Source organism: Streptomyces sp. NPDC037203 (assembly GCF_055605065.1).
The window spans coordinates 94,860-111,536 of record NZ_JBVJUC010000008.1; the positions used below are offsets into that span (position 1 = coordinate 94,860).

The 16,677-nt window shown below is 70.7% G+C and carries 14 protein-coding genes; 5 read left to right on the top strand and 9 right to left on the bottom strand.

Annotated features, from left to right (window positions below; genetic code table 11):
* The first annotated feature begins 9 nt into the window (after window positions 1-9).
* A complete protein-coding gene (locus tag ACZ7EC_RS22160; RefSeq protein ID WP_471064948.1) occupies window positions 10-768 on the top strand; it encodes a class I SAM-dependent methyltransferase in 759 nt (252 codons plus the stop codon).
* Window positions 769-889: 121 nt separating this feature from the next.
* Here the strand turns inward: ACZ7EC_RS22160 and ACZ7EC_RS22165 are convergent, their stop codons facing one another.
* Genes ACZ7EC_RS22165 through ACZ7EC_RS22175 form a run of 3 tightly spaced genes read right to left on the bottom strand, consistent with a single transcriptional unit; the run spans window position 890 to window position 3,607 of the window.
* Window positions 890-1,642, bottom strand: coding sequence for an amino acid ABC transporter ATP-binding protein (locus ACZ7EC_RS22165; RefSeq protein ID WP_471065283.1), 753 nt, complete (start codon window positions 1,640-1,642; stop codon window positions 890-892).
* A gap of 38 nt (window positions 1,643-1,680) precedes the next feature.
* Complete coding sequence (locus tag ACZ7EC_RS22170; protein ID WP_471064950.1) at window positions 1,681-2,613, bottom strand: amino acid ABC transporter permease; 933 nt, start codon at window positions 2,611-2,613, stop codon at window positions 1,681-1,683.
* Window positions 2,614-2,653: 40 nt separating this feature from the next.
* On the bottom strand, window positions 2,654-3,607 hold the full coding sequence (locus tag ACZ7EC_RS22175) for an ABC transporter substrate-binding protein (RefSeq protein ID WP_471064952.1): 954 nt from the start codon (window positions 3,605-3,607) through the stop codon (window positions 2,654-2,656).
* A 564-nt stretch (window positions 3,608-4,171) separates the two neighbouring features.
* Here ACZ7EC_RS22175 and ACZ7EC_RS22180 point away from each other — a divergent pair.
* Both ACZ7EC_RS22180 and ACZ7EC_RS22185 read left to right on the top strand, forming a co-directional pair.
* Entirely contained in the window at window positions 4,172-5,395 is a 1,224-nt protein-coding gene (locus ACZ7EC_RS22180) for an NAD(P)-dependent malic enzyme (protein WP_471064953.1), read from the top strand.
* 198 nt (window positions 5,396-5,593) lie between these two features.
* Window positions 5,594-6,559 (top strand): zinc-binding dehydrogenase, encoded by a 966-nt coding sequence (locus ACZ7EC_RS22185; protein WP_471064955.1) that lies wholly within the window; start codon window positions 5,594-5,596, stop codon window positions 6,557-6,559.
* A 52-nt stretch (window positions 6,560-6,611) separates the two neighbouring features.
* Here the strand turns inward: ACZ7EC_RS22185 and ACZ7EC_RS22190 are convergent, their stop codons facing one another.
* Window positions 6,612-7,601, bottom strand: coding sequence for a helix-turn-helix transcriptional regulator (locus tag ACZ7EC_RS22190; protein WP_471064957.1), 990 nt, complete (start codon window positions 7,599-7,601; stop codon window positions 6,612-6,614).
* 1 nt (window position 7,602) lies between these two features.
* The gene (locus ACZ7EC_RS22195; RefSeq protein ID WP_471064959.1) at window positions 7,603-8,478 is read right to left on the bottom strand and encodes a DUF4097 family beta strand repeat-containing protein; all 876 of its coding nucleotides are present in this window, start codon (window positions 8,476-8,478) and stop codon (window positions 7,603-7,605) included.
* 207 nt (window positions 8,479-8,685) lie between these two features.
* Between ACZ7EC_RS22195 and ACZ7EC_RS22200 the strand changes: the two genes are divergently transcribed.
* On the top strand, window positions 8,686-8,865 hold the full coding sequence (locus ACZ7EC_RS22200) for a DUF6104 family protein (RefSeq protein WP_028420339.1): 180 nt from the start codon (window positions 8,686-8,688) through the stop codon (window positions 8,863-8,865).
* Between the two features lie 68 nt (window positions 8,866-8,933).
* Here the strand turns inward: ACZ7EC_RS22200 and ACZ7EC_RS22205 are convergent, their stop codons facing one another.
* From ACZ7EC_RS22205 to ACZ7EC_RS22220, 4 genes are all read right to left on the bottom strand, one after another.
* Window positions 8,934-12,725, bottom strand: a complete 3,792-nt coding sequence (locus ACZ7EC_RS22205) for a multifunctional oxoglutarate decarboxylase/oxoglutarate dehydrogenase thiamine pyrophosphate-binding subunit/dihydrolipoyllysine-residue succinyltransferase subunit (RefSeq protein ID WP_471064961.1) — start codon at window positions 12,723-12,725, stop codon at window positions 8,934-8,936.
* 300 nt (window positions 12,726-13,025) lie between these two features.
* Complete coding sequence (locus ACZ7EC_RS22210) at window positions 13,026-14,144, bottom strand: HAMP domain-containing sensor histidine kinase (protein ID WP_471065285.1); 1,119 nt, start codon at window positions 14,142-14,144, stop codon at window positions 13,026-13,028.
* Between the two features lie 2 nt (window positions 14,145-14,146).
* On the bottom strand, window positions 14,147-14,893 hold the full coding sequence (locus ACZ7EC_RS22215; RefSeq protein ID WP_397984070.1) for a response regulator transcription factor: 747 nt from the start codon (window positions 14,891-14,893) through the stop codon (window positions 14,147-14,149).
* 111 nt (window positions 14,894-15,004) lie between these two features.
* Window positions 15,005-15,682, bottom strand: coding sequence for a spermine/spermidine synthase domain-containing protein (locus ACZ7EC_RS22220; RefSeq protein WP_471064962.1), 678 nt, complete (start codon window positions 15,680-15,682; stop codon window positions 15,005-15,007).
* A 234-nt stretch (window positions 15,683-15,916) separates the two neighbouring features.
* Between ACZ7EC_RS22220 and ACZ7EC_RS22225 the strand changes: the two genes are divergently transcribed.
* Window positions 15,917-16,669, top strand: a complete 753-nt coding sequence (locus tag ACZ7EC_RS22225; RefSeq protein ID WP_471064964.1) for a rhomboid-like protein — start codon at window positions 15,917-15,919, stop codon at window positions 16,667-16,669.
* Window positions 16,670-16,677 lie beyond the last annotated feature (8 nt).

A 16,677-nucleotide genomic window follows, 5' to 3' on the forward strand; every position in this document is an offset into this window, starting at 1 on the left:
GCGGGTTCCATGACCACGAGTACCGGAACCGACTGGGCGGCCTGGCAGAGCAGCTGGGACCGGCAGCAGGAGTGGTACATGCCGGACCGCGAGGACCGCTTCCGGATCATGCTCGACATGGTCGAGGCCCTCGTCGGCACGGCGCCGCGCGTGCTCGACCTCGCCTGCGGCACCGGCAGCATCACCGCCCGGCTGCTGGCCCGGTTCCCCGAGGCCACCAGCACCGGCGTCGACCTCGACCCGGCCCTGCTCGCCATCGCGCGCGGCACCTTCGAGGGCGACGACCGGGTCTCCTTCGTGACCGCCGACCTCAAGGACCCCGACTGGACGACGCGCCTGCCGTACGCGTCGTACGACGCCGTACTGACCGCGACGGCCCTGCACTGGCTGCACAGCGAACCCCTCGCGGACCTCTACGGCCGGATCGCGGAACTCGTCCGGGCCGGCGGCGTGTTCATGAACGCGGACCACATGATCGACGACACCACGCCCCGGATCAACGCGGCCGAACGGGCCCAGCGGCACGCCCGTATGGATCAGACCAAGCGGGACGGCGCCCTCGACTGGGCCGAGTGGTGGCAGCTCGCGGCGGAGGACCCGGTGCTCGCCGAGCCGACCGCCCGCCGCTTCGAGATCTACGGCGAGCACGCCGACGGCGACACGCCCTCCGCCGCCTGGCACGTGCGCATCCTGCGGGAGAAGGGCTTCGCGGAGGCCCGGCCGGTGTGGTGCTCGCCGTCGGACGGCCTGGTCCTCGCCCTCAAGTAGGCGTCGAACGGGCGGACGGGCAGGGGGCGGTGCGCGCGCCGTCCCTTCCGGTCGGCCCGCGTACCGCTCCGTCCGCTCGGCCCGCGCGCCGCCCCTTCCGCTCCGTCCGTGCCGCGGCCGGTTACAGCACCTTCGACAGGAACGACTGCGTCCGCTCGTGCCGCGGATTCGTCAACACGTCCCGTGGATGGCCGGATTCGACCACGACACCGCCGTCCATGAACACCAGGCTGTCGCCGACCTCACGGGCGAAACCCATCTCGTGGGTGACGACGACCATCGTCATGCCGGACTCGGCGAGGTCGCGCATGACGTCCAGGACGTCGCCGACCAGCTCCGGGTCCAGGGCCGAGGTCGGCTCGTCGAACAGCATCAGCTTGGGGTCCATCGCCAGCGCCCGCGCGATCGCCACCCGCTGCTGCTGGCCGCCGGAGAGTTGCGAAGGGTAGTTGCCCGCTTTGTCGGCCAGACCCACCCGCGCCAGGAGCTGCCCGGCACGCTCCCGCGCCTCGCCCTTGGCCACGCCCTTGACCTGGACCGGTGCCTCCATGACGTTCTCCAGCGCCGTCATGTGCGGGAACAGGTTGAAGCGCTGGAAGACCATGCCGATGTCCCGGCGTTTCATGGCGACTTCGCTGTCCTTGAGCTCGTACAGCTTGCCGCCCTTCTGGCGGTAGCCGACCAGCTCGCCGTCGACGTACAGCCGTCCGGCGTTGATCTTCTCCAGGTGGTTGATGCAGCGCAGGAAGGTGGACTTGCCCGAGCCCGAGGGGCCGATGAGGCAGAACACCTCGCCGGGGCGCACCTCCAGGTCGATGCCCTTGAGCACCTCCACATGCCCGAACGACTTGTGGACGCCCTCCGCCCTGACCATCGCGGCGGGGCTCTGCTGCTTGCTCAGCCGGTTGTCGCTCATGCCATGACCTTCCTGCTGGAGAAGGTCGTCAGATGCGCCCTGACCTTCTGCCACGGGGTGGGCGGGAGGCTGCGGCTGGAGCCGCGGGCGTAGTACCGCTCGAGGTAGTACTGGCCCACGCTGAGCACCGAGGTCATGATCAGGTACCAGGCCGCGGCCAGGAAGTACATCTCCACCGGGGCGCCGGAGTTCTGGCCGATGTCCTGGGCGTAGCGGAACAGCTCGGGGTACTGGACGGCCGCCACGAGCGAGGTCGTCTTCAGCATGTTGATGACCTCGTTGCCGGTCGGCGGCACGATCACCCGCATCGCCTGCGGGATGACGACCCGGCGCAGCGTCCTGCCGTGGCTCATGCCCAGCGCCTGGGCCGCCTCGGTCTGGCCCTCGTCCACCGCGAGCAGGCCCGCCCGGCAGATCTCGGCCATGTACGCCGCCTCGTTCAGACCCAGGCCGAGCAGCGCCGTCAGCAGCGGCGTCATGAAGTTCGACCAGTAGTCCTTGTAGAGCGGCATCAGGTTGATGTACTCGAAGACCAGGCCCAGGTTGAACCACAAAAACAGCTGGACCAGGACCGGGGTGCCGCGGAAGAACCAGATGTAGAACCACGCGATGGACGAGGTCACCGGGTTCTTCGACAGTCGCATGACGGCCAGGACGATGCCGCCGGCGATGCCGATCAGCATCGACAGGACCGTCAGCAGGAGCGTCTTGCCGACACCGGTCATGATCCGGTGGTCGAAGAAGTACTCCGGCACCGCATGCCAGTTGATCTTGCCCTGGCTGAAGGCGTGGACGATCGCGACGAGGATCGCGATGGCGACGACGGCGGACACATAGCGTCCGTAGTGCCGCACCGGGATGGCTCTGATGGCTTCCGGGCCGGCCGGGGGAGTGCCCTGCTCCCCGGCCGCCTTCTGTATGTCCGTCACGGATGTGCTGCCTCTCGGTGGCCGCTGGGTACGCCGCGGGTCACTTGCCGCCGTTGATCACGGATTCCTTGACGGCGCCGTCCTGGGCGCCCCACTTCACGAGGATCTTCCGGTACTCGCCGTTCTTGATGATCGCGTCCATCGCGGCCTTGAGCGCGTCCCGCAGCTGGGTGGCCTCCTTGGAGACCGCGATGCCGTACGGCGCCGCCGAGACCTGGTCGCCGACGAGCTGGAAGTCCTTGCCGCCGCCCGAGGTCTTCACCGCGTACGCCGCCACCGGGAAGTCGGAGGAGGCCGCGTCCACGCCGCCCGAGCGCAGCCGGGTCTGGGACTGCTGGTCGTCGTCGAAGGGCTCGATGGAGAGCTTCTTGCCGGCCGGACACTTCTTGGCCTCGGTCTTGGCCAGATCCTCCGAGACGGTGCCGCGCTCGACGGCGATCTTCTTGCCGCACAGGTCGGACCAGCCGGTGATGCCCTGGGTCTCGCCCTTGCGCGTGTAGATGGAGACGCCGGCGGTCAGGTAGTCGACGAAGTCGACGCCCTCGCCGACCTTCTTGCCGGTGTCCGGGTCGACGCCCTGCTGGCGGTCCTTGTTGTCGGTCATGGCCGACATCGCTATGTCGTAGCGGCCCGAGCGCAGGCCGGTGAGCAGGGCGTCGAAGGTGCCGTTCTGGAACTCGAACTTCACGCCGAGCTGCCTGCCCAGCGCGGCCGCGAGGTCGGGGTCCAGACCGACGGCCTTGCCGCTGGAGTCCTTGAACTCCACCGGGGCGTACGCGATGTCCGAGCCGACCAGGATCCTGCCCTTGTCGCGGACGGACTGCGGGAGCTTGCTCGCGAGCGGGGCGGAGGACGCGGCGCCGGAGTCGTCGCTCTTGCCCTTCGTCTGGTCGCCGCAGCCGGTGACCAGCAGGGCGCCTGCGACCGCGAGCGCACCGACCGCGGCCAGCCGGGGGCGGGTGGCGGTGGAACGACGGGGGGAACGTGCGGTCATCGTGGATTCCTCCGGCAGATGCGAAGAGTTGGCCGCTGGCCAGTCGAGAACACACACCATCGGGTGGCGCGACCTCGCGGGTTTACGGCATCTTGCCATTCGGACTACGCCATCCAGGGGCGCCGATATGTCAAAATCGGATAACGGGTGACCCCCGAATGCCATCAGGTCGGTACATCCCCGGTTCCCCGGTGCCCTACCGCAGCGGACCACCTGCGCGAATCCCGTCCCGCCGCCGGAAAACCTCCGGCACATCCCGGCCTGCGGACGGCCGGACGCTCCGGCCCCTCCCGTGCCGCCGTCAGCGCGGCCGTCAGCGGTGTGTCATCTCCGTGTGGCTATCTGGTTCCGAGATGTGACCTTGCACCTATTGGACTCGTCGTGGGCGCCGTCCGTCCGGTAAGAAGGTTCTTTACACCCCTCATCCGGGGCCCAGGGCGCGTGTGCGGCGCGCCCGTCGCGCATGACCCGTGCGTATCCGCAATCGGGCCCTGCGCGGTGCCCGCCCACCCCTCACCAGGAGTGGTCGACCCTCAAATCATGCATACCTAAGGGGTAGAACAAGTGGCAGCGGAGATCGTCAATCCTCGCAGCGACATCGGTACGGACCAGGACGGCGGGGCCGAGCCCCTCGATCCCTTCGATCCGGTGTTCGCTCTGCACCGCGGCGGCAAGATGGCTGTGCAAGCCACCGTGCCGGTCCGCGACAAGGACGACCTTTCCCTCGCGTACACGCCCGGCGTCGCGCGCGTGTGCACCGCGATCGCGGAGCAGCCGGAGCTGGTCAACGACTACACATGGAAGTCCTCCGTCGTCGCCGTCGTCACCGACGGCACGGCGGTGCTCGGACTCGGGGACATCGGTCCCCGGGCCTCCCTCCCGGTGATGGAGGGCAAGGCGATCCTGTTCAAGCAGTTCGGCGGTGTCGACGCGGTGCCCATCGCGCTCGACTGCACCGAGGTGGACGAGATCGTGGAGACCGTCGTCCGGCTCGCTCCCTCCTTCGGCGGAGTCAACCTGGAGGACATCTCGGCGCCCCGGTGCTTCGAGATCGAGCGCCGCCTCCAGGAGCGCCTGGACATCCCGGTCTTCCACGACGACCAGCACGGCACCGCCGTGGTCACGCTCGCGGCGCTGCGCAACGCGGCGCGGCTCAGCGGCCGGGAGATCGGGCAGCTGCGCGCCGTGATCTCGGGCGCCGGCGCGGCCGGTGTCGCCATCGCCAGGATGCTGGTCGAGGCCGGCATCGGCGATGTGGCGGTGGCGGACCGCAAGGGTGTCGTCTCGGCGGACCGCGAGGACCTGACCCCGGTCAAGCGCGAGCTGGCCGGATTCACCAACAAGGCCGGGCTCAGCGGCACGCTGGAGGACGCGCTCGAGGGCGCGGACGTCTTCATCGGCGTCTCCGGCGGTACGGTCGCGGAGGCGGCCGTGGCCCGGATGGCCGAGGGCGCCTTCGTGTTCGCGATGGCCAACCCGAACCCCGAGGTGCACCCCGAGGTCGCGCACAAGTACGCGGCGGTCGTGGCCACCGGGCGCTCCGACTTCCCGAACCAGATCAACAACGTGCTGGCCTTCCCCGGCATCTTCGCCGGCGCCCTCCAGGTGCGGGCCACGCGGATCACCGAGGGAATGAAGATCGCGGCGGCGGAGGCGCTGGCCGCGGTGGTCGGGGACGATCTCGCGGCGGACTACGTGATCCCGTCGCCGTTCGACGAGCGGGTCGCTCCGGCGGTCACGGCGGCCGTGGCCGCGGCGGCTCGCGCGGAGGGCGTCGCCCGCCGCTGACCCCGGTTGAAGACGGCCCCGCCGGTGTTCCGGGCGGGGCCGTTTCCTTCCCGCCCGCCCAGCCGGGAACCCGTGTCGCGAGGCGACCCGTGCACGGCCTCCCGGCAAGCTGCGCCGACCGGGTGCCGTGCGCAAGAGGGCATGTGTCACAGCGCGGCCCGGTTCCGCCGGCCGCCCGGCGCCCCTATCGTCGGCACCATGTTCGCCGTCTACGCCGCCCGAATCGACCGCGACCAGCCGCTCTCCGGCCTTGAGTTGGGGGAGCGTCCGGCTCCCGAGGCCCGCCCCGGCTGGAGCACCATCGATGTGCGCGCCGCCTCCCTCAACCACCATGACCTCTGGTCCCTGCGGGGCGTCGGCCTCCCGGAGGACCGGTTGCCGATGATCCTCGGCTGCGATGCCGCCGGGGTCGACGCGGACGGCAACGAGGTCGTCCTGCACTCCGTCATCGGCCAGACCGGTCACGGCGTCGGCCCCGGAGAGCCGCGCTCCATCCTGACCGAGCGCTACCAGGGGACCTTCGCCGAGCAGGTCGCCGTGCCGACCTTCAATGTGCTGCCCAAGCCGAAGGAGCTGTCCTTCGCCGAGGCCGCCTGTCTGCCCACCGCGTGGCTGACGGCGTACCGGATGCTGTTCACCAACGCGGGGGTACGCCCCGGAGACTCGGTCCTGGTGCAGGGCGCGGGCGGCGGGGTCGCCACGGCTGCGATCGTGCTCGGCAAGGCCGCGGGGCTGAAGATGTTCGCCACCAGCCGGGACGAGGCGAAGCGGAAGCGTGCCCTGGAGCTGGGCGCCGTGGAGGCCCTGGAGAGCGGGGCGCGGCTGCCGCAGCGGGTGGACGCGGTCATCGAGACCGTGGGCGCCGCGACCTGGTCCCACTCGGTGAAGTCGCTGCGTCCCGGCGGCACGATCGTGATCTCCGGCGCGACCAGCGGCGACCGGCCCTCGCACGCCGAGCTGACCCGGATCTTCTTCCTGGAGCTGAAGGTGGTCGGCTCCACGATGGGCACCAAGGAGGAGCTGGAGGACCTGCTCTCCTTCTGCGCCACGACCGGGGTACGGCCCGTCATCGACGAGGTGCTCCCCATGGACCGCGCTCGCGAGGGTTTCGAACGGATGGAGTCCGGCGAGCAGTTCGGGAAGATCGTGCTGACCACGTCCTGAGTCCGCCGTGGGGGCGGCGGCGGGTCCGGACCGGTGCCGGGCCCGCCGCTTCCTAGCCCTTCGTCTCCTCTTCCTTCCGCGGGCGCAGCACCGAGGTGATCTCCGCCGCCGCGCGCGACAGCTGTTCACGGGTCGCCCGGAGCTGGTCCGGGGTCACGCCGTGGTCGCGGGACAGATCGCGGATGTCGTCGCGGAAGCGGTCCAGGAGGCGGTCGAGGTCGCGGGCGGGGTTGTCGGTGGGGGGTTCGTGCGTCCACGAGGGGACGTACTCGGCGGGGAAGTCTGCCGTGGTGTAGGTCGGGGTCGGGGCCGGGCGGGGGGTGGTCCAGTCCTTGCCCAGGTCGCCCAGCTCCCGCGCCAGTTCGGACAGGCCCTCGCGGACGCCCGCGGGCCAGTTTCCGCGCGCGAAGTGGTCCTGGACGCGGCGGGCGATACGCTGCATCTCCTCCTGCGCCTGGGCGCGGGCGCGGGCCTGGGCCTCCTGGGCCTGGTGGCGGGCGCGCTGGGCCTCCTCGCGGGCCCGGCGGCTCTCGTCCTTGGCGCGGCGGGCCTGCTCCTTCCACTCCTGCCTGACCCGGCGCATCTCCTCCTTGGCGGCCCGCCAGGCGTCCTTGGACTCCGGGCCCGCCCCCGAGTCCCCGGCGCCGCCCCCCTCGCGGGCTTCCGACGCGGCGGCACGCATCTCGCGCCGCAGATCGCCGGCCGCCCCGCGCACATCGGCCTTGATCTCGGCCGCCAGTTCCGCCACCGACTCGCGGATCTCCAGTTCCAGGTCGGCCAACTCGCCGCTGCGGTCGGCCAGTTCGGCACGGCCCGCGTCGGTGATGGCGTACACCTTGCGGCCGCCCTCGGTGGTGTGGGTGACCAGGCCCTCGGCCTCCAGCTTGGCCAGGCGGGGGTAGACGGTGCCCGCCGAGGGGGCGTACAGCCCCTGGAAGCGCTCCTCCAGGAGGCGGATCACCTCGTAGCCGTGGCGCGGTGCTTCGTCCAGCAGCTTGAGCAGGTACAGGCGCAGGCGTCCGTGAGCGAAGACGGGGGGCATGTCAGAGCACCTTCTTGTCGGTCGGGCCGTCGGTGGGGCCGGCGCCGGTGCCGTCGGTCGGGCCCTCGGGGGTCCGGTCGGGGCGGCGGAGCAGGGCGATCGCGCCGGAGACCGTGGTGGCCCGGAGCCGTCCCGTGCCCGCGCCCAGCCTGCCGGTTATCTTGTGGGCGCCCCACTGGCCGTGCACCCGCAGCCCCTCGAAGGCGTTGGAGATCCGGCCGCTCGCCGTGTTCGCCTCCACCTCCGCGTCCGCCGGGTGCGGCAGCCGGATGGCGATCTCGCCCGAGACGCTGGTCAGGTGCACGTCCGTCGGCCCCTCCGGGTCCAGGTCCACGATCATCGAGCCGCTGACCGAGTCGGCCCGCACGGCGGGGCCTGATCCCTCGACCACGGTCAGGTCGCCGGAGACCGAGGTGAAGCGCAGCTCGCCGGTGACCGCCTGCGCCTCCAGATTCCCCGACACGGTGTTCGCCTGGACCGGTCCGGAGAGGCCGACCAGGGTGGTGTCGCCGGTGACGCCCCGGACCACGGCGGGGCCCCGGATGCCGGAGACCACCGCGCCGGCGCCGACCGTGCCCACCTCCACCCTGGCGTCCGCCGGGACCGCCAGGGAGACGACCGCGCTGCGGCGCCAGCTCCTGCGGTCCAGGAACTTGGTGAAGCCCTGCCAGGTCAGGTCCTCGTAGCCCACCGTCAGGGTGCCGTTCTCGTGTATCACCGTCAGCGGGGGCCCCTCGACGTCCGAGACCTCCAGGCGGGCGGGGCCCTCCTCGGTCCCCACCACGTTCACCGTGCCGCCCGCGATGCGCACCTGGAGGGTGCTCACCGGTGCGTCGAACGTGAGCTTCCGTGGCTCGGCGACGGACCACTCGGGCATGGGGGACCTCCTCGGCCGTACGGCGTCGCGACGCGTCATATCGCGTCTGTCGAGAAACACGATATATCGTGGTGTCGCGAAGTCAAGACACTCTTCCGGGACCGCGGCCCCGCGCATTGCTTAGGCTGGTGAGGACGCCGACGCCTGTCCCATCGGCTCGGGGCACCTGCGCACACGGCGCATACGCACACCAGGAGACGCAACCCCATGTACTTCACCGACCGCGGCATCGAGGAGCTGGAGAAGCGGCGCGGCGAGGAGGAGATCACCTTCGAGTGGCTCGCCGAGCAGCTGCGCACCTTCGTGGACCTCAACCCCGACTTCGAGGTGCCAGTGGAGCGCCTGGCCACCTGGCTCGCCCGCCTCGACGACGAGGACGACGAGTAGGCGGGAGAACGCCGAAGGGCCCGGTTCCGTGACGGAACCGGGCCCTTCGGCGTTGCCGTGCCGGAGGCTTACGCCTCGAACACCTCACGCACGAGCTGCTCCTGCTCGGCCTGGTGGCGCTTGGCGGAGCCCACCGCCGGGGACGAGGAGTGCGGGCGCGAGATGCGCCGCAGCCGCTCGCCGGCCGGGATGTCCGCGCCGACCGCCAGGTCGAGGTGGTCGATCAGGTTGAGCGCGATGAACGGCCAGGCACCCTGGTTCGCCGGCTCCTCCTGGACCCACAGGTACTTCTCGGCGTTCGGGTACTTGTTGACCTCCGCCTGGAGCTCGGCACCCGGCAGCGGGTACAGGCGCTCGATGCGGATGATCGCCGTGTCCGTGGCGCCGCGCTTCTTCCGCTCGGCCTCCAGGTCGTAGTAGACCTTGCCCGCGCAGAAGACGACCTTGCGGACCGCGGCCGCGTCGGCCGTGGCGTCGCCGATGACCGGGCGGAAGCCGCCGGTCGTGAACTCCTCCGCCTTGGAGGCGGCGGCCTTCAGGCGCAGCATCGACTTCGGGGTGAAGACGACCAGCGGCTTGTGGGCCGGGTTGTGCACCTGCCAGCGCAGCAGGTGGAAGTAGTTCGACGGCGAGGTGGGCATGGCCACCGTCATGTTGTTCTGGGCGCACAGCTGGAGGAACCGCTCCGGGCGCGCGGACGAGTGGTCCGGCCCCTGGCCCTCGTAGCCGTGCGGCAGCAGCAGGACGACGCCGGAGGTCTGGCCCCACTTCTGCTCGGCCGAGGAGACGAACTCGTCCACGACCGTCTGGGCGCCGTTGACGAAGTCGCCGAACTGGGCCTCCCACATCACCAGCGCGTCGGGACGCGCCAGCGAGTAGCCGTACTCGAAGCCCATGGCCGCGTACTCGGACAGCAGCGAGTTGTAGACGTTCAGCCGCGCCTGGTCCTCGGCGAGGTACTGGAGCGGGGTGTACTCCTCGCCGGTCTCCCGGTCGATGAGCACCGCGTGCCGCTGGCCGAAGGTGCCGCGCTGGGAGTCCTGGCCCGCGAGGCGGACCGGGGTGCCGTCGAGCAGCAGGGAGCCGATGGCCAGGGTCTCGCCCATGCCCCAGTCGATGGTGCCGTCCTCGACCATCGCCGCACGGCGCTGGAGCTGCGGCAGCAGCCGCGGGTGCACGGTGATGTGCTCGGGGATGTTGACCTGGGACTCGGCGATCCGCTTGACGACCTCGGCGGAGATCGCGGTCGGGACCGTGGCCGGGAAGCCGTCCTGGGCCTCCTGGGCGGCACCGGCGGCCGGCTGCGCGGTGGCCTCGCGGACCTCGGTGAAGACCTTCTCCAGCTGGCCCTGGTAGTCCTGGAGGGCCTGCTCGGCCTCTTCCAGGGTGATGTCGCCGCGACCGATCAGGGACTCGGTGTAGAGCTTGCGCACCGAGCGCTTCTTGTCGATCAGGTCGTACATCAGCGGCTGGGTGAAGGCCGGGTTGTCCGACTCGTTGTGACCGCGGCGGCGGTAGCAGATGAGGTCGATCACCACGTCCTTGTTGAACGCCTGGCGGAACTCGAACGCGAGGCGCGCGACACGGACGACGGCCTCGGGGTCGTCGCCGTTCACGTGGAAGATCGGGGCCTCGATCATGCGGGCCACGTCCGTCGCGTACATGGAGGAACGCGAGGACTCGGGGGCCGCGGTGAAGCCGACCTGGTTGTTGATGACGATGTGCACGGTGCCGCCGGTGCGGTAGCCGCGCAGCTGCGACATGTTCAGGGTCTCGGCCACCACGCCCTGGCCCGCGAAGGCCGCGTCGCCGTGGATCGCCACCGGCAGGACGGTGAAGTCCGTGCCGCCCTTGTTGATGATGTCCTGCTTGGCGCGGGCGACGCCCTCCAGGACCGGGTCGACCGCCTCCAGGTGGGAGGGGTTGGCGACCAGCGAGACCTTGATCTGCTCGCCGTCCAGGCCGGTGAAGGTGCCGTTGGCGCCCAGGTGGTACTTCACGTCGCCGGAGCCGTGCATCGACTTCGGGTCGAGGTTGCCCTCGAACTCGCGGAAGATCTGCGCGTACGACTTGCCGACGATGTTGGCGAGCACGTTCAGGCGGCCGCGGTGGGCCATGCCGATGACGACCTCGTCCAGGCGGGACTCGGCGGCGGAGTCGATGACCGCGTCCAGCAGCGGGATGACGGACTCGCCGCCCTCCAGGGAGAAGCGCTTCTGGCCGACGTACTTGGTCTGCAGGAAGGTTTCGAACGCCTCGGCCGCGTTCAGGCGGCGCAGGATGCGCAGCTGCTCCTCGCGCTCCGGCTTGGCGTGGCCGCGCTCGACGCGGTCCTGGATCCACTTGCGCTGCTTGGGGTCCTGGATGTGCATGAACTCGATGCCGGTGGTGCGGCAGTACGAGTCGCGGAGCACACCGAGGATGTCGCGCAGCTTCATCATCGACTTGCCGGCGAAACCACCGACGGCGAACTCGCGCTCCAGGTCCCACAGGGTGAGGCCGTGCTCGACGATGTCCAGGTCGGGGTGCTTGCGCTGGCGGTACTCCAGCGGGTCGGTGTCGGCCATGACGTGGCCGCGGACCCGGTAGGAGTGGATCAGCTCGAAGACGCGCGCGGCCTTGGTGACGTCGTCGTCGTGGGACGCGTCGATGTCCTTGAGCCAGCGGACCGGCTCGTAGGGGATGCGCAGCGCCTCGAAGATCTCGTCGTAGAAGTTGTTCTCGCCGAGCAGCAGGTTGGCGACCTGGCGCAGGAACTCGCCGGAGGCGGCGCCCTGGATGACCCGGTGGTCGTAGGTCGACGTGAGGGTCATGACCTTGGAGATACCGAGCTTGTTCAGGGTGTCCTGGCTGGTGCCCTGGAACTCGGCCGGGTAGTCCATGGAGCCGACGCCCATGATCACGGACTGGCCGGGCATCAGCCGCGGCACGGAGTGCACGGTGCCCAGGCCGCCGGGGTTGGTCAGGGAGACCGTGACCCCGGTGAAGTCGTCCATGGTCAGCTTGCCCTCGCGGGCGCGCCGGACGATGTCCTCGTAGGCCTGCCAGAACTCGAAGAAGTTCAGCGTCTCGGCCTTCTTGATCGCCGCGACGACGAGCTGGCGGTCGCCGTTGGGCTTGACCAGGTCGATGGCGAGACCGAGGTTGACGTGCTCCGGCTTGACCAGGGTCGGCTTGCCGTCCTTGACGACGAACGAGTGGTTCATCGCCGGCATGGCCTTGATGGCCTGCACCATCGCGTACCCGATGAGGTGCGTGAAGGAGATCTTCCCGCCGCGGGCGCGCTTGAGGTGGTTGTTGATGACGATGCGGTTGTCGAACAGCAGCTTCACCGGGACGGCGCGGACCGAGGTGGCGGTCGGCACCTCCAGCGAGGCGTCCATGTTCTTGGCGACCGCGGCGGCCGGGCCGCGCAGGGTGATCTGCTCGGGCCCCGCGGGGGCCTCGGCGGCGGGAGCGGCCTTCGGCTTCGGCTGAGCGGGCGCCTGTGCGGGTTGCGCCGGCTTGGCCGGGGAGGGGGCCGTCTTCGCCGCGGGAGCGGGCGCCGGGGCGGCGGCGGGCTTCGGGGCCGCCGGGGCCGCCGGGGCCGCGGGCGCCGGAGCGGCCTCGGGCGCCGGGGTGGGGGTCGCTGCGACCCCCGCGGCCGCAGCACCCGCCGGCACGGGCGTGGCAGGCGCGCCCGGCTTGTAATCGGCGAAGAAGTCCCACCAGGCACGGTCTACCGAATTCGGGTCCTGGAGGTACTGCTGATAGATCTCGTCGACGAGCCACTCGTTCGCGCCGAACGCGGCCGCGGGGTTCTTCCCGGCGGCTTGGTCGTCGGTGGAGATGCTCGAGTTACTGGGGGACTGTGGCGACACGGCGGCAACCGCCCTCTTCCGCTTCACAAGGTGATGGACAGCGGGAATAAAGGCTACGCCTTGGAGACGGGGAAGGTCAGGTCGGGCCGGTTCATCGTCGTGTAAGTCACATCGAAAATCTTGTTTCAGGGCTTGAAATGGCGGGAAACAAGCGTGGTTCCGGAGAACGAGGGTGCACTGGTCCGGCCCTGCGCCCCCGGCTTCTGCGGGCGGCGCGGGGCTCTGGCGATGCACACGTGTCCAGCTGCGCGAAGACGGCGCGGACGACCGTGGATCTTGTGCCTCCGCTCGCACTTTACGTCAACTTGAAGGGGAACTCTCTCCCGGAAGAGTGACGATGATCCGGCAGCCCCGCTCGGATTCGGCCACACCGATCCGGCCGCCGTGCAGATCCACCGCCCAGCGGGCGATCGCGAGCCCGAGGCCCGTGCCGCCGTCGCTGCCGGGGCCGTGCGGCCGGGTCACGGCGCCCCGGTTGAACCGCTCGAAGACGCGGTGCCACTCCGAGCGCGGGATGCCGGGGCCCTCGTCCAGGACCTCCAGCTCCAGCGAGTGCGGCTGGGGGCCGCGCCGCGCCTTCACCGTCACCCGGCCGTGCGGCGGGCTGTGCTTGACCGCGTTGTCGATCAGGTTGGCGACGACCTGGTGGATGCGCTCGGGGTCGGCGTGCGCGGTCAGCTCCGGCGGGGAGACGTCCAGGTGCAGATGGACGTCGGTCCGGGTGTGGCTGCCGGAGCCGGTGGCCATGCCGGCGCGCGCCGAGGCGACCATGTTGGCCTCCTTCAGTACGCCCGACAGGTACGGCCACACCTCGAAGCGCCGCATCTTCAGCGGTACGACGCCGTTGTCCAGCCGGGACAGGTCCAGCAGCGTCTCCACCAGGCGGCCGAGCCGCTCGGTCTGCTTCAGGGCCGTCCGCATGGTCTCCGGATCGGCCTCGGTGACCCCGTCGACGATGTTCTCCAGCACGGCGCGCAGCCCCGCGATCGGGGTGCGCAGCTCATGGGAGACGTTCGCGACCAGCTCCTTGCGCTGGAGGTCCTGGGCCTCCAGCTCGTCGGCCATGACGTTGATCGTCTGCGCCAGGTCGCCCAGTTCGTCCCGCCGGGCCTCGCGTACCCGGCGGGTGTAGTCGCCCTGCGAGATGGCACGGGCGACCGTGTTCATCTCGTCCAGCGGCATGGTGAGCGAGTGCGCCACGAACTGGGTGATCAGCAGGGTGGCGATCATCGAGAACACCGTGATGAAGCGCAGCTCCGTCTTGGTGTGCACCGCGACGATCGACAGACCGGTGGTGATCAGCACCGCGATGATCACCAGCGCGGTCAGCTTGGTCTTGATCGAGAACGGGCGTACGCCGCCCCAGGGGTCCTCGGTGCGGGCCCCGGTGCTTCTCCGTGCGGCCTGGCGCCCGCTCACGCTCACGGGGTCGGCGTCTCCAGCGCGTAGCCCACACCGTGCACGGTGCGGATGCGCTCGGCGCCGATCTTGCGGCGCAGCGCCTTGATGTGGCTGTCCACGGTGCGGGTGCCGGAGGCGTCCGCCCAGTCCCACACCTCGGCCAGCAGCTGCTCGCGGGAGAGCACCGCGCGCGGGGTGTTGGCCAGGCAGACCAGCAGGTCGAACTCGGTCGGCGTCAGGTGGACGTCCTCCGACTTCACCCGCACCCGGCGCTGCGCGTGGTCGATCTCCAGCTCGCCGAGGCGCAGGATGCCGGAGCGGGGCGTGGAGGCGGCGATGGCCGCCCGCTCCACCCGGCGCAGCAGCACATGCACCCGCGCGGCCAGTTCGCGCATGGAGAACGGCTTGGTCATGTAGTCGTCGGCGCCGACGCCGAGGCCGACCAGCATGTCCGTCTCGTCGTCCCGCGCGGTGAGCATCAGTACCGGCACCGGGCGCTGGGCCTGCACGCGCCGGCAGACCTCCAGGCCGTCGAAGCCGGGCAGCATGATGTCGAGGATCAGCAGGTCGGGCTGCCATGCCTCGGCGGTGTCCACGGCCGCCGGCCCGTCGGCCGCGGTCTGCACGAGGAAACCCTCGGCGCGGAGCCGGGCCGCGATGGCGTCGACGATCGTCTGGTCGTCCTCCACGACCAGTACCCGGCGCTGGGCGCCCGGAGTGGTGGTGGTCGCCGCCGCGCCGCTCTGGGAGGTGTGTGTCTGCTCCATCGCCCGCCCCTGCTTGTTGCTTTCCGGAACCCGTGGGGTGATCCCATGTCTGCGATCGACGCGAAAGATCCGCGTCAGGGCAGCACCCTACGGGGATCGGCCGTGCCGTCGCTATCCAGGGCGGACGCCGAGGTGCACGGCGTCCGGAACTCCGCGGGCAACGGGCACCTCTTCGGTACGCACCCGTCGGAACCCGGCATTCCGCAAGGTTCCTTCAAATTCCGGAGACGGTTTCGCCGACCATACGGCCAGCACCCCGCCGGGTCTCAACGCCCTTGCGCAGGCGGCGAGTCCGGCCGGCGAGTACAGGCCCGCGTTGTCCTCGGTGACCGTCCAGCCGGGGCCGTTGTCGATGTCGAGGCACAGGGCGTCGAACGTGTCCGATGTCTCATTGACGTAATGGACGAGGTCGCCCCGGACGATCTCGGTGCGCGGGTCGGCGAGTGCCGCGCAGGTCAGTTCGGCGAGGGGGCCGGTGCGGTGCCAGTCGATGACGGCGGGCTCCCGCTCCACGACCGTGATCCGCCCCCAGCGGGAGTCCTCGGACGCGTGTGCGAGTGAGAACCCGACGCCCAGTCCGCCGATCAGCACGGCCGGTGCCGGGCGGTCGTCGAGGGCGTCGCGCGCCGCGTCGATCAGCAGCCGCTCCGAGCGGCCGTCCGAAGTGTCCATGAGGAAGCAGCCGTTGGCGATGATCTGGAGCAGCGCGCCGTGCCTGCGCAGCACCACCTCGCCGTACGGCCCCTCGCGCCGGTCCAGCACCACCGGGGAGTCGTCTGGGGCAGCCATGGGTCCATCCTGCTTGAACAGAGCTTTGCTTTCACGGCAATTACGGATGCCGGCCGGGGGCGCGGGGATCGGACGCGGGGGCGGGCGGTGATACCGGGCGTGGACGCGGGCGCCCCCCCCCGCAACGCATCCGGAACGTATGAGGTTGCCGTGAAATCGCTCTCCCGGGGTTGCGGTGATGGACAGCGGCTTCCCGCAGCACGGAGGGTGGGGCGGGACGGAAGGAGCGCCACCGTGGAACGGATCGCGCCGAACACTGTGGGCGCCGACCTGCTGGACGGTGTGCCCCGCCAGCGGTCCGTGCTGCCCGCGCCGCCGCCCGCCCGCCGCCTCGCGGTGCCGCGCGGGCGCCCCTGGCTGCCGCTGCCGACGCCCGCCGGGACGCCGTTCACCCTCGGCTACGCGGCCCTGCTGCTCGTCACCTCCCTGGTCGCGACCCTGGCGCCCCCCTCCCTCGTGTACGCCCTCTACCAGGGCTCCAGTACGGACGTGGCCCACCTGGTGCGCTCCCCTGCGGTGGTGCTGCTGGCCAGCGCGCTGTGGATCGCTGGCGGGCTCCTGTCGCCGTATGCGGCCGCGTTCGTCCTGGTGCTCACCGCGCTGGAGCGCCGGATAGGAGGTGCGCGCACCGCCTGCGTCTTCCTCGCCGGTCATGTCCTCGCCACACTGGCGACGGAGGTCCCGGTGGGCCTCGCGGTGCTGGCCGGGCATCTCCCGGCGACCTCCCTGCACCGCCTGGACTACGGCATCAGCTTCGGGGTGGCCGCGAGCACGGGCGCCCTGTCCGGGCTGCTGCGCCCCTGGCTGCGCTGGCCCCTGCTCGCCGGTACCGCGGCCCTCCTGCTGACCGACCTGATGGCCTACGTGGACCCCCTGACGGACTGGGGCCACCTGATCGCGCTGGCGATCGGCGTCTCCACCTGGCCGCTGCTGCGCCGGTGGGCCGCCGAAAGCCCCTCCCACCTGCCCGGACGAGTTGATCGCTGACAGCGAAC

Bases quoted from the DNA above. Each gene is read 5' to 3' on its own strand.
- ACZ7EC_RS22160 (WP_471064948.1), top strand. From the start codon at position 10: ATGACCACGAGTACCGGAACCGACTGGGCGGCCTGGCAGAGCAGCTGG.
- ACZ7EC_RS22190 (WP_471064957.1), bottom strand. From the start codon at position 7,601: ATGCCCCCCGTCTTCGCTCACGGACGCCTGCGCCTGTACCTGCTCAAG.
- ACZ7EC_RS22220 (WP_471064962.1), bottom strand. From the start codon at position 15,682: ATGGCTGCCCCAGACGACTCCCCGGTGGTGCTGGACCGGCGCGAGGGG.
- ACZ7EC_RS22200 (WP_028420339.1), top strand. From the start codon at position 8,686: ATGTACTTCACCGACCGCGGCATCGAGGAGCTGGAGAAGCGGCGCGGC.
- ACZ7EC_RS22195 (WP_471064959.1), bottom strand. From the start codon at position 8,478: ATGCCCGAGTGGTCCGTCGCCGAGCCACGGAAGCTCACGTTCGACGCA.
- ACZ7EC_RS22215 (WP_397984070.1), bottom strand. From the start codon at position 14,893: ATGGAGCAGACACACACCTCCCAGAGCGGCGCGGCGGCGACCACCACC.
- ACZ7EC_RS22175 (WP_471064952.1), bottom strand. From the start codon at position 3,607: ATGACCGCACGTTCCCCCCGTCGTTCCACCGCCACCCGCCCCCGGCTG.
- ACZ7EC_RS22185 (WP_471064955.1), top strand. From the start codon at position 5,594: ATGTTCGCCGTCTACGCCGCCCGAATCGACCGCGACCAGCCGCTCTCC.
- ACZ7EC_RS22165 (WP_471065283.1), bottom strand. From the start codon at position 1,642: ATGGTCAGGGCGGAGGGCGTCCACAAGTCGTTCGGGCATGTGGAGGTG.